This is a genomic window from Neobacillus niacini (assembly GCF_023715415.1).
Lineage (GTDB): Bacteria > Bacillota > Bacilli > Bacillales > Cytobacillaceae > Neobacillus > Neobacillus niacini_C.
Genome location: NZ_JAMBOB010000003.1, coordinates 56606 through 69344, shown reverse-complemented (window position 1 = coordinate 69344; position 12739 = coordinate 56606). Strand labels below are relative to the sequence as shown.

Genomic DNA, 12739 nt, shown 5'->3' with positions numbered 1-12739 from the left:
AGAATAAAAAAAGAGTGTTTCACGGTTTTCTTGACACCGATGAAGCACTCATTTTTCATAGCTAGTGTAAATATGCTTTTTCCACATACCAAACCAATGAACAAGGACAGTGAATGATTTCTTACCCCCACCATTGACCGAAAGTAGTCTGAAGTGTCCTTATTTATGTGCTCCAGTCCATTTTGTAATGATCTCCTTAACCTTTAAAGTTGATGTCGTTAGGTAATCTTGTCTTTCATTTAACCATCTTGTTAATTCTTCCTGTTCCTTTACTCGCACTTGGATTGTTTTTTCCATTCTGCTTGGGCTAGGTCCACCTTGTAAATCACGGATTTGAATAAAGTATTCAGGGCTTAAGCATTGATTTAATTCTTCTTCTGTTAGAACAGATTTCTTTCCTACAACCTTGTAAAATTGCTCATTCAAGAGTTCTAATGTTAAGGATCCTAATGATGTTTTTCCATTTTTCATTAATTCTTTAACTGTTGAACTTACAACATGGTGGGCCTGTCGGAAGGATAGACCATCTTTTCGGACAATGGTATCCGCTAATTCAGTCACGTTCGCAAAGCTTTCTTTTGCTCTTTTCAGAAGGGTTTCTTTATTGACTTCCATTGTGAGTAAAACAGCTGTTAACAAATCATAAATGCCGCCCAGTCTTTCAATGGCATTCCAGATATACGGCTGCAGATCATCTTCCGTATCAACAATATCTCCAAAAGGTGTATTATGGACCATTAGTAAGACGGTTTGGCAATCTCCGGCAACACTAGATAAAAGGGACCTCATATGCTCAATGGAAACAGGGTTTCGTTTTTGCGGCATGATGGAACTAATTTGCACGTAGGGTGCTGAAAGAAGAAATGCTCCATACTCCTGTGTACCCCATAGTAAGAAGTCTTGCATAGACCTTCCTAAATTTAGTGCGGCCAACTGAACAGCATTCGCTGTCTCGGCTATATAATCTGCACCTGCAACCGCATCCCAAGCATTATCAATCATCTCCTCGAAACCAAGAAGTTCTTTCATTCGTTCCCGGTTAATCGGAAATCCCGACGTTGTTAAGGCGGCTGCTCCCATACTGCTGCGATTTACCGTTTTATAGGCTGCTTGGAATCGATAGATATCACGGGTAAGCATATCGGTCATTGCATTTAGATAATGGCTCAATGTTGTTGGCTGCGCCTGCTGGGTGTGAGTATATCCAATCATCACCGTTTCTTTATGCTCGTCGGTCAATTCAATCAGAGCCTCTCGAAGTTCTAACGCCTTTTCTATCAAAAGTAAAATCTTCTTCCGTAGTGTCATGCGGTAAATCGCAATCCCCATATCATTTCGGCTTCTTGCTATATGGAGGTTACCTGCAATATCGCCTGCATCTTCGATTAAAGAATGCTCCACTTCAAAAAATAAATCCTCAAACTCACCTGTATAGCTTCTTCTTTTAATATCTTCCATATTTAAGTTAGAAACTGCTTTCGCAATTTTTTCTGCTTCTTCTTTTCCAACAAGTCCTTGTTCTAGAAGCATGATTAAATGGGCATAATGAATTTCCACCATTGAGTCAATAAACTGTTGCTTCGCCTCATCATAGGATGGTTCAAGTACCATGGATGAATAGGTTTTAGAAGGAAAAGTTATACCTTCTTTTTTTAAGATTCGCTCCCGAAGTGAGGTTTTCACATTGGTCCATCCCCTCTGTCCATCAAAATTTATATATTAAAATATGAAAATGATTGGCAGTTTGTGTATTTGCCCATGAAATAAAGAAAATGACGGCTAGAATCCACGTCATCTTCTTTTACAATTTTAGAATAACCATTTGAATATCAATTTTTATCGTTTCTGACAAAAGATTGATTGCCAACCCTCTTGTTCGTTCTCTTCAAAATATAGAACCTTCCAATCCCCAAATTCTGCTAACAGCTCATTTGAATTTAGTTTATATTGGTCGGATACTCCTTGTTCCTTTATGTATGGTGACTGATAGTAGGTTTCCATAAAGAAATAACCTCCATCTTTTAAAACGTTCTTTACAATTGGAAACAGTGAGCGATCTAAGTAATAGGACATCACGATAAAGTCAAAGGGGTTATTCGGCCAATTCAAAGTATCCAAATCTGTTAAATCGGTTACTCGAGGCTGCACACTTAGATTATCTTTGGCTGCCTGTTCTTGGACATAATTGATAGCTACGTCTGAAATATCAATTGCTTCGACTTTATTATTCATTCCTGCAAGGAACAAACTGTTTCCACCAAGACCACAAGCGATATCCAAAGCCGTACCGCCTTCCTTAAAATAGGAAGCAAGCTTCTTTAATCGTGGGTTGGGTTGAGGTTCCTTTAGCTGAGTTAATCGATCCATATGTTTCAGATTCCATTTGTCTTTCGTGTTCATTCTAAAACCTCCTCTTATTTTTTCCTTAAATAACTCTTTTTTATTTTACTAGATTTTAACATTATACTACTAGATTCTCCGTAAAATTCAAACTATTTTAATAGATTAAAGAGAGCCTTAAAATAGACTCTCTTTTTCAACCTATCACTACCATAAAAAATCTAAAATATTTGATTGTATTAGATTCGTATCAATGTTACAGTTTTCTCCATCAATTCCATATTGCCAAATCGAAACGGGTACATTTTCAGGTGAGCCTGGCTGGAATTCTGGTGCATTGGCCTGGGGAGTTACACCAGGATCCGGATTACTACTCCAGATAATCGTTTGGGATTGAACATTCTGATTGGATGCAATTGCTGCTTCGTATGCAGCAGTTAGTGCACTATCGTTGGTAAAAACTCCGTAGATACCAGGCATAAAAGGCGAGCCAAGTAAGGTCTCGACCCAACCACGGATAAAGTTTTCATCCACTGGGTAAGTCGGTTCAATATCTGCGAAAATCGCTTTTCCCTCCGGAATTCCTATTTGTTGCGCATAGGCAATCGCCGCTTGTGCCTCTTGAGCGCCATTTTCATAGGTTGTTGCGTCTGTAAAGTGGTTGTAAATGGGGATAATTTTAATTCCTTGATTATGAAGAAGCTCCACCTCTTCTGGTGTAAGACCAGCCGATACCCCTTCTTTCGTCTCAAGGTACCTTCCAAAGACTAAAGGCTTCCCATAATTATCCACAACACACTGTAAAAAAGCTTGATCTAGCGGACTAGCGGTATCGACTCCCCATAAAATTTGGGGCGGCTCTTGTGGTGGAGGCGCAGACTGAGGTTCTTGTTCAGGTTCTGGTTCTGTCTGAGGTGGATTATCAGGCGACTCGCCTTTTTTACTGGCCTCTGTAACAGTTTGAGTCTCTTTCATCGGTTCTGTAGTTGTTGGCATGCTGTTTTGATTTAAAAAAACAAGGAGTATTGAGAGAACGAGGAAAGAACTTAGCAATATGACCCAAAACATTTTACCTGTTTTCATTTTTCTCCTCCATACTTCTGACTTCATAATCAATTTATTCGGACAGTCGTACAGAAGCGTGAGGAATTGTACCCCCTCCTTTTGAATGAAAAATGCCTAAAATGTGTTAATAATATGTTTGTACCTCTAAAAGCAAATAGTTTGATAATTCTTTTAATGAGTAGTTATTCATTTTGTGTTAAAATTTTACAAAGGGAAGGTTTGGGGAGGTTTGATTAAATGTTGTTAAAGAAGAATTTTAGCCAGCAGACGATAAATGGTGTTCAAGCTGGAAACGGTACGGTAGCATTTCAAGGGGTAAAATTAAATGTTCATAGCTTCGCCGTAGACGGTGTTCTCATTGATACAGGATCAGCTTCATTAGAAAAGGAGTTTCAACCATTTTTCAAACAACTAGATATCGACCAAGTGGTCATCACACATTTTCACGAAGACCATACAGGCTGTGCTGCTTTTTTACAAAAGGAACTGAATCTACCTATTTATATGAATGACATGATGATAGAGTACTGTAAAAAGAAGCCAGATTATCCATTATATCGTAAGGTTTTCTGGGGCAAACGCCAACCATTTCAGGCACACACTATTAGTAAAACTTTTTCATCCCGCAATGCTATATGGGACGTAATTGATACACCTGGTCATGCAATCGATCATTTAGCTTTTTTAAATCGGGGAACTGGTCAACTATTTACGGGGGATTTGTATTGCCAGGAAAAGACAAAGGTTATTTTACGTGAAGAAAGCATTCCAACCATTATTGATTCCTTACAGAGAGTATTAACCTTTGATTTTGGGGAGCTATTTTGCTGCCATGCAGGCTATTTAAAGGATGGGCGTGCTACTTTACAGAGAAAACTAGATTATTTGTTAGAACTCCAAGGTAAAATTATTAAACTCCACAAAGATGGTTTGTCGTCTAATCAAATTAGCAAAACTCTTTTTCCAAAAAAATATCCCATTACTTTTCTTTCTAAAGGCGAATGGGAATCTGTGCACATTGTGAACTCGATTATTCAAGAACATAAGTTTATTAAACAATAAAAATAACAGCCGAAATCAGATGGGATTTCGGCTTTCGGTCAATTAACTATATAAATGACACGCAGTAAAATGGCCGATTTTAACCTCTTTCCAGGTTGGGACTTGATTCGAACAGATATCCATCGCATGGATGCATCGTGTTCGAAAGACACAGCCACTTGGTGGATTTAGCGGACTCGGGACTTCTCCCTCTAAAACGATTCGTTCCCTTTTTATTGCGGGGTCTGGAATTAAAACAGCTGACATAAGAGCTTGTGTATACGGATGTAATGGCTCTCTTGATAGGGATTCACTGTCAGCGAGTTCCATCATGTTTCCTAAATACATCACAAGAATTCGGTCCGATATATATTTAACCATCGATAAATCATGGGCAATGAATAAATATGTAAGGCCTAGTTCCTGCTGCAGCTGTTTTAGTAAGTTGACAACTTGCCTTGAATCGAGACATCCAATGCAGAAATCGGTTCATCACATACGATGAATTTAGGATTAAGCGCTAAAGAACGCGCAATCCCAATCCGATACGAGAAATGTGCTGCATTCCATTAGAATGAAATTCTCTTTCTCTTCGTTTGCGGTGATTTAGACGGAATTTGATTTAAAAGGTTTCAATGATTCTAGAATTTTTTGTGAATTAATTTTTTGAAAGTTGAAAATATCGAATGATTAATGAAAGTTTCTCTGACACCTTCAATAAAACCAAAAAAAAATCCCCTCAGCTTACCCCTGAGAGAATTTTTCATTAAATGGTGCCTTGTTTTATTAGAAGGAGAAGTTAAATATGTATTATACAGAGGAGGAACTTTCGATTTTCATCTCTTTTTGCAGCCTTAAATGCTCAGCAATTAAAGCAATGAATTCACCGTTAGTTGGTCTCCCTTTTAATGGACTTACTGTGTTTCCAAATACAAAATCTAACTGCTCAAGACTTCCTCGGTTCCACCCAACTTCAATGGCATGTCTTATGGCTCTTTCTACACGGCTTGGAGTGGTATGGTATTTGGATGCAATTGCCGGATATATTACTTTTGAAAAACTAGTTTCACAGCCATTATTTATTATTTGAATAGCATCTCTTATAAAATGATATCCTTTTAGATTGGCTGGAATACCTATAGAACGTAAAATTTCGGTTATTATTAATTCTAATTTTCCATCATCATTTGTGTTTTCTTTTTCCTTTTTTAATGTTTTCTTCATTGAAACACTTTCTGAACAAATAGACATGATCATTTTTGGTAAATGACTTAGATCAATAGGTTTCATCAAAAAATAGGATGCACCTAACTCCTTTGCTCGTATTATGGTATCCTCTGTCCCTAAAGAGGTAAGTATTATCACCTTTATGGTTATGTTTTCTTCATATATGTTTTTTAATAAAGAAAGACCATCGGAAAAGGGCATTATCAAATCTAATATGATTAAGTCTGGTTTCTGATTCTTTATTAACTCCATCCCCTTCATTCCATCATGCGCAACTCCAATCACCTCCATGTCATTGAATGTCGAGAGAAAATCTATAAGTATTTCTGTGAATTGTACATTATCATCAATTATTCCGATTTTTATCATATTACTAATTCTCCTTTTTTTGTTAATTTGAATTGATTCTGTTGTAATGATGGATTACCAGTTTTATGTATCCTTGTAGCTATTTTTTCCTGCACCCATTTCCCAGTTCCACATTTGAAAATAAAAAAAGCCAAAATAGAGTACCCCCTCGCAGGGTGTATCTATTTTGGCTTATGTTTGAGCTCAATAAAAATATTGTCTTTATCATCTTCCAAATGGGAATATTTAATTATTATGTTTACTTTTACCAAGTTAAATATTACCTCACAATATCAAAAAAATCAATAGGATTACACTATTAACACTAACTTACTGCCAAAAAACTACAAACACCCCTAACACCTTACATATTTGCGTTTGAAACCAAGCTTCCCTCGATCTAGTTCCTTTTGAATATTTTCGGAAACTTGCAGGATGCTGTTTTTTTTCTTACCCCGATTCATCTCAACTGGGCCTACTGCCTTTGCGGTTTCAATTGCCTTTTCATGGAGCGGCAGATAGGAAATTGCCACTGTGTAAATAAAATTATTCATAGCAGATTTCGTTCGATCAGGTGAATCGTGAATCGTTTTTTCCACCTGGTCAAGCATACTGGAAAGCTTGCTTGTACTAAATTCACTATCTGGACGATTACCCAAAAGCCAACAGTAACAGCTCCAGCCTGCCGACATTCTAAGTTCTTCACCACTTGCGATCCATTTATCGGCAATAACTTGTGCAATACCCGCTTCTGCCAAAGTGACGGCGACTACATAATCGGACAGCATATAAAAATACGCACCATTAATCCATCGATCAAAATCAGCTTCCGTCATTGCCATTGGGTCCGCAATGATGCCGGCAAAATACATGGCATCGTAGTTCCCAGTGGCGTAAAGCTTCTCAGCCAATGGTTGATTTATCTTAATTTTTTTTGAAATCGGCTTCATTTTGCCTGTAGCTACACCAAAAAGCGGTTCCTGTGCGCCATTGCCTATGTACATCTTTTTCAATCTTTCATTGCTAAGAGCTTCCAGTTCCTGCATTACCGTTTCAAAATCCATTTCTTACACTCCCCCCATTTCATCATCTATTTGATGGGAAAAAATAAAAATATATCTAGTTGACATAATATTATTATGTATTTTATATTGTTAAATTTAATAAACCCTTCGTTAGGCTATAATTTTTCCTGAACCGATTGTAACTTACGTTCCATTGTATTTTCTTTGTCGCGCCGATCATCAATTCGAACATTCGTACATACTCTTTGCAAGCCTTTCTGAAACGGTACCTCATGTAGTTCTTGAACAATTTCAAGCAATAATTTTAAATCACCTTCAATTAGCGTACTCATTGGGGTTAACTGATACTTCACTCTTCCTTCATACTGTTGGAGTACTTTTTGGATTTCCGCTACATACTCACTAACACTAGGTGTGCCTGTCCCAACTGGAATAACTGTAATATCTACAATCGCCATTCTTCTACCTCCTGCTATCTTTATACTTCATTAGGATATCATGAAATTAGGCGGGGGGAAAATCAAGACGTAAGTACACGTTGTATTCCATATCAAAGTTAACATTAAAACCATATCATAGGTAATGAATGTGATATGACAAGGTGAGTGCAAATGTTGAAAAATAGAATAAAATTAATTAGGTTACTTTTTCGTCCCAAAAAACAAACAAATATTAAAACAAAAATGATTAAAGTGATCAGTGGAAAAAGGATAATCAAATTAATCGTTCAAGTTGCAGATACTCCAAAAATAAGAGACAAAGGTTTAATGTTTGTAAATAGATTACCCGAAAACGAGGGGATGCTGTTTGTGTTTTCCGCGGAAACATATGGCGGTTTCTGGATGAAAAACACGTTAATTCCTTTATCTATTGCATTTCTTAATGCTGATGGAAAAATTCTAAAAATACTTGATATGGCGCCATGTAAAGAGGATATATGTCCAACCTATGATCCGGAGATTTCTTATCATTATGCTCTCGAAGTAAATCTTGGATGGTTTGAAAAGAAACAAATCAGAGCAGGTGATTTTGTAATTATTAATTAAAAATCATCATAATAAAGGAAAATTAAAATTAGTATAGAAAATGCACAAAAAATAGAAAGGTGCTGTAATCAAATACAACACCTTTCCAAATTCACTTATTGACTTTGTTACTTATTAGGGATTTCACAGCCATCATCATCACAATTTAGACCATCTTCACTCTTCAAAACGGTGATTTCATTCTCTGCAATCACTTTTTTCAATGCCTGAACAAACGTATCAGTAGGCTGGGCACCTGTAAGAGCATATTTTTTATTAATAAGGAAGAATGGAACACCTGTAACCCCATATTGTTTGGCTGTTTGCTCATCAGCACGAACAACGTCCGTCATTTCATCACTTGCGAGCATTTTGGCCACACTTTCCCTGTTCAATCCCACCTCAACCGCAAGCTCCGTTAAGGTTTCATGGTCTCCAATATGTTTGGATTCGGTAAAATACGCTTGTAGTATCCTTTCCGTCATCTCTTTCATTAGCCCCTTATGTTTAGCATACATGGTTAAACGATGCGCATCGAAGGTGTTGGTTAAGATTAAAGTATTCATTTGATAATCCAATCCAACTTCCTTTGCCATTTGTACAACTCTTTCCGTGTTTGCTTTGGCTTGAGCGATACTCATGCCGTATTTCCTGGCTAATGCTTCATGCATGTTTTCTTTACTATCACGACCCATTGTCGGATCCAATTCGTAGCATCGATATGTCACTTCAATGGAATGGTCGATTTGTTTAATGGCGTCCTCCAGACGCCTTTTGCCAATATAGCAAAATGGTCAAGCAAAGTCAGTCCACATTTCAATATGCATACCTGTCCCTCCATTTCATTATTCTCAAATAGTATAAGAGTTAAGCTTGTATTTTACACGCAATTTGATTCGGAGTCTGGTTGATTCGTTTTTCTATTTCTACAGAAAAAGCCGCCAAATTGGCAGCTTTTCGATGATTTATGCTTTAGAACATATTTCAAAATCTAAAAATTTCCCGCATTTTTCATTATTTGATTTTCACTCATGGTCCTTATTTTCTTGATATCAAGACGAATGATGAGTGAAACCGTTAGAGCTACTATAAATATTCCTGAAAAGATAACTAATGTCCCCTGATAGCTTCCAGTTGTTTCTCTGACCCAGGATACAAAGATTGGTCCCGCTAGACCTGCTGCTGCCCATGCAGTCAAAATATATCCATGAATAGCTCCAAGCTGCTTCGTTCCAAACAAATCTCCGATATAAGCAGGTATGGAGGAAAAACCTCCCCCGTAACAAGTCATAATCATATAAACGATTATAGAAAATAGTATTCCCACTGTTATATTTGGAAGCATAAAAAAGGCAACAATTTGAAAAGCAAAGAATAGTGTGTACACGTTTGGTCTTCCGATGTAATCAGAGATAGTTGCCCAGACAATCCTTCCACCTCCGTTAAATAACCCCATGATTCCAACCATTGTTGCTGCCCCAGCTGCTGACATTCCTACTAACTCTTGCGCCATTGGCGATGCGACAGAAAGAATCGCAATTCCACAGGTAACATTGATAAATAACATCAGCCACAAAGCCCAAAACTGTCTTGTTTTGACTGCTTCATTTGCGGTTAACTGACGAAGGTCCTGTTTTATTTTTATACCGCCTAATTTATGGCCAGCTTCCTCAATACCTTTAGGTACCCAGCCCGCTTTTGGCGGAGCAAGATATTGAGCAGAACAAAATATGATTATAAAATAGGCCGCTCCTAGTAGATAGAAGGTGTTGGATATCCCATAGTTTACGATTAAATAATTCATAATTGGACTGCTGATTAAGGCAGCAAATCCAAATCCCATAATCGCAAGCCCTGTAGCAAGACCTCTTCTGTCAGGGAACCACTTTACCAGCGTCGAAACCGGTGTAATATATCCAACTCCCAACCCAATTCCAGCGATCATTCCATAAAATAGATAGAGTAATAGCAATGATTCTACTTGAATGGCAAAACCTGCCCCTGCCACTCCAACTCCAAAAAACGCAGCGCTTAGTGTTCCAGCTGCTCTCGGACCAAATTTCTCTACAAAATGCCCTAAAAAGGCTGCTGATAATCCTAAGAAAAGTATAGCTAAGCTAAATGTAAAGGATATCTGCTTCAATCCCCAGCCCATTTCTTGTTGAAGTGGTTTTGTGAAAACACTCCATGCGTAAACCGAACCAATCGAAATATGTATTCCAACCGCAGACAAAGCGATTAACCAACGATTTTTTGTATGCATCCATCCATCCCTCTTTCCACATAGTATGGTCTTGTTGATTCCAAAGAGTTATTCCTCATACGTTACCATCATTTTAGAAGCTGCTAATTCCGCTCGTTCCCTAGCCCCATTTACAGATTCCCCGTTACTTAACACTACCGCCATTCGTCTTCCCACTTTTGTTTCTGGTTTTCCAAATACTCTAACCTGTGTTTGAGGAACGGATAAACTTTCAGCTACACCAGATATTTGGAAATTCTTACTTTCTTTTGTTGCCTTAATCGTATGACTTGCACCTGATTTCAAAAGCTGAACATCCGGAATTGGATAGCCTAGTATTGCCCTTACATGTAAGGCAAATTCGGATAAATCCTGGGTAACCATGGTAACCATCCCTGTATCATGTGGCCGTGGTGACACTTCACTAAAATAGACACCTTGTGAAGAAAGAAATAATTCCACTCCAAAAACTCCGTACCCGCCAAGTGCATCGGTGATTTTTTTCGCAATTGCCTGCGCCTCAAGAATTTGTTCCTCCGACATGTTATGCGGCTGCCAAGATTCTATATAGTCACCCTCTTTTTGTATATGCCCAATAGGAGCACAAAAAGTTGTTCCGGAAGTGGAGCGGACAGTTAAAAGGGTAATTTCAGAATCAAAATGGATATATTCCTCCACAATCATTCGTGCCTTTTTACCTCTTCCACCTCCAATTGCCTCATTCCAAGACCATTCTATATCCTCGATTGAACGGCAAACCGTTTGCCCTTTTCCAGAAGAACTCATGATTGGTTTAATGACGCAGGGAGTCCCGATTGATAGAACAGCATTTCTAAGTTCATAAAGTGTATCCGCAAACTCGTACTTTGCTGTTGGCAGCCCTAATTCTTCGCTTGCCAATCGACGAATACCTTCCCTATCCATAGTTAGGTTCACAGCCTTAGCTGTCGGTACGATACGAAAACCTTCATTTTCAAGGTCCATCAATGTTTCTGTAGCAATCGCCTCGATTTCGGGAACGACCAAATCTGGTTTCTCTTTTTCTATCACTCTGCGAAGTGCTTCTCCGTCAAGCATGTCCGCTACATAAGAACGATGGGCCACCTGCATAGCAGGAGCATTTTCATAACGATCAACCGCAATCGTCTCCAGCCCAAGACGCTGAGCCTCAATGATTGTCTCTTTTCCAAGTTCACCTGATCCTAGTAACATCACCTTTTTTGTTTGGGTACCAAACACCTAACACAACCCCTATCGTTTGTCTTTTGATTATAATATCCTATAATTTTAATGATTACAAGCAAATCTTTTCATCAAAAGACGAATGATATTAGTTAAATAAATCATTTCGTTCGTGTTTAAACAAGTAAGCGTTATCGTACTATTTATATGTAGGCATATTAGCGTGATATGTGAAACTAAACCAATAAAAAAAACTGAAAATATGCAAGAAATAAAAACCTGCATATTTTCAGCTTATTAATTTCAGCCCTTATTGTATAAAAGACACCTGATAAATCTGATAAGAATTAAAACTATCTATCCTTATTTATTCGTTTCAATTGTTTCGATGAATTTTTCAATGGTTGAAGTTAAGTACGTATCTGCTCTTCGAATAAAAACGGTTTTAATCTTACTGTATTGATCCGGAAGTGAATGACATTGGATAAGTCCGCCTTTTTCCATTTGGATAACAGTTGACTTTGGAACAAATGTAATACCAAGTCCCATCGCAACACTACGCAAGATCGTTTCTAATGTACCGAATTCCATTATTTTTTGAGGTGTTATATTTTGGTCTTTATACCACGCTTTAAGACGTGCTCGGTATCCACAACCTTCTCCAAAACATAAAATAGGCTGTCCATTCAACTCTTCTAATGTGGAGCCGCGCATATCGGAGATTAAGACAAGCTCCTCTTGAAACACTTCATGCGATATGAGATCGGGATGAAATTCTGATTCTGTCACAAACGCTCCGTCCAACTTATGGTTTAATACATCTTTCTCTAATGTTTCAGTGACACCAGTATATAGTGATAAATCAACATTCTTATATTTCTTAATGTACTTTGATAATATTTCGGGTAAATGAATGACTGTTTCAATGGTTCCAATTTCTAATTTCCCATGCGGTTCCTCTTTACTTTGAACGGCTTTTTTCATTTCTTCTGTTAACAATAGTATTTGTTTACTATAAGTTAAGAGTTTTTTTCCTTCAGGTGTCAAACTCATACCACGACGATGTCGGTTAAACAAAGGGGTATTCAATTCGGTTTCTAGTTTTTGAATTCTCGACGTAATATTGGATTGCACATATTTAAACTCTTTTGCCACTTCTGTAATCGTTCCCTTTTCGGCCACCATCTGAAAAATCTCTAAGTCCTTAAATTCCACTATTCCCCAACCCTTTTCCCGTATTGATA

General features: G+C 37.8%; 12 protein-coding genes and 1 pseudogene. 2 read left to right on the top strand and 11 right to left on the bottom strand.

Annotated features, from left to right (window positions below; all coding sequences use genetic code 11):
- Positions 1-159: 159 nt before the first annotated feature.
- The 3 genes from argH to M3189_RS06975 form a co-directional block, all read right to left on the bottom strand.
- Positions 160-1683 carry an argininosuccinate lyase gene (argH, locus tag M3189_RS06985; RefSeq protein WP_251633102.1) on the bottom strand — a complete coding sequence of 508 codons (1524 nt, stop codon included), beginning with the start codon at positions 1681-1683 and terminating at the stop codon, positions 160-162.
- A gap of 153 nt (positions 1684-1836) precedes the next feature.
- The gene (locus tag M3189_RS06980) at positions 1837-2400 is read right to left on the bottom strand and encodes a class I SAM-dependent methyltransferase (protein WP_251633101.1); all 564 of its coding nucleotides are present in this window, start codon (positions 2398-2400) and stop codon (positions 1837-1839) included.
- A 147-nt stretch (positions 2401-2547) separates the two neighbouring features.
- Positions 2548-3423: a glycoside hydrolase domain-containing protein gene (locus M3189_RS06975; RefSeq protein ID WP_251633100.1), complete on the bottom strand. Its 876-nt coding sequence runs from the start codon at positions 3421-3423 to the stop codon at positions 2548-2550.
- 219 nt (positions 3424-3642) lie between these two features.
- On the opposite strand from M3189_RS06975, the gene M3189_RS06970 reads away from it, so the two are divergent.
- Positions 3643-4467, top strand: a complete 825-nt coding sequence (locus M3189_RS06970) for an MBL fold metallo-hydrolase (RefSeq protein WP_251633099.1) — start codon at positions 3643-3645, stop codon at positions 4465-4467.
- A 42-nt stretch (positions 4468-4509) separates the two neighbouring features.
- Here M3189_RS06970 and M3189_RS06965 read toward each other — a convergent pair.
- The 4 genes and pseudogenes from M3189_RS06965 to M3189_RS06950 form a co-directional block, all read right to left on the bottom strand.
- A pseudogene (locus M3189_RS06965) lies at positions 4510-4991 on the bottom strand (oligopeptide/dipeptide ABC transporter ATP-binding protein); the annotation flags it as partial.
- Between the two features lie 265 nt (positions 4992-5256).
- Positions 5257-6042 carry a sporulation transcription factor Spo0A gene (spo0A, locus tag M3189_RS06960; RefSeq protein ID WP_251633098.1) on the bottom strand — a complete coding sequence of 262 codons (786 nt, stop codon included), beginning with the start codon at positions 6040-6042 and terminating at the stop codon, positions 5257-5259.
- Positions 6043-6377: 335 nt separating this feature from the next.
- On the bottom strand, positions 6378-7085 hold the full coding sequence (locus M3189_RS06955) for a DNA alkylation repair protein (RefSeq protein ID WP_251633097.1): 708 nt from the start codon (positions 7083-7085) through the stop codon (positions 6378-6380).
- A 116-nt stretch (positions 7086-7201) separates the two neighbouring features.
- Complete coding sequence (locus M3189_RS06950; protein WP_251633096.1) at positions 7202-7504, bottom strand: MTH1187 family thiamine-binding protein; 303 nt, start codon at positions 7502-7504, stop codon at positions 7202-7204.
- A 153-nt stretch (positions 7505-7657) separates the two neighbouring features.
- Between M3189_RS06950 and M3189_RS06945 the strand changes: the two genes are divergently transcribed.
- A complete protein-coding gene (locus M3189_RS06945; protein WP_251633095.1) occupies positions 7658-8092 on the top strand; it encodes a DUF192 domain-containing protein in 435 nt (144 codons plus the stop codon).
- 107 nt (positions 8093-8199) lie between these two features.
- On the opposite strand, the gene M3189_RS06940 is transcribed toward M3189_RS06945, so the two are convergent.
- The 4 genes from M3189_RS06940 to M3189_RS06925 all read right to left on the bottom strand — a co-directional run bounded on the left by M3189_RS06940 (position 8200) and on the right by M3189_RS06925 (position 12710).
- The gene (locus M3189_RS06940) at positions 8200-8853 is read right to left on the bottom strand and encodes a DsbA family oxidoreductase (RefSeq protein ID WP_353057407.1); all 654 of its coding nucleotides are present in this window, start codon (positions 8851-8853) and stop codon (positions 8200-8202) included.
- Positions 8854-9062: 209 nt separating this feature from the next.
- The gene (locus tag M3189_RS06935) at positions 9063-10334 is read right to left on the bottom strand and encodes an L-lactate MFS transporter (protein ID WP_251633094.1); all 1272 of its coding nucleotides are present in this window, start codon (positions 10332-10334) and stop codon (positions 9063-9065) included.
- A gap of 48 nt (positions 10335-10382) precedes the next feature.
- Positions 10383-11552: a formate-dependent phosphoribosylglycinamide formyltransferase gene (gene purT, locus M3189_RS06930; RefSeq protein ID WP_353057402.1), complete on the bottom strand. Its 1170-nt coding sequence runs from the start codon at positions 11550-11552 to the stop codon at positions 10383-10385.
- A gap of 306 nt (positions 11553-11858) precedes the next feature.
- Positions 11859-12710: a LysR family transcriptional regulator gene (locus M3189_RS06925; protein ID WP_251633093.1), complete on the bottom strand. Its 852-nt coding sequence runs from the start codon at positions 12708-12710 to the stop codon at positions 11859-11861.
- Positions 12711-12739: the final 29 nt, after the last annotated feature.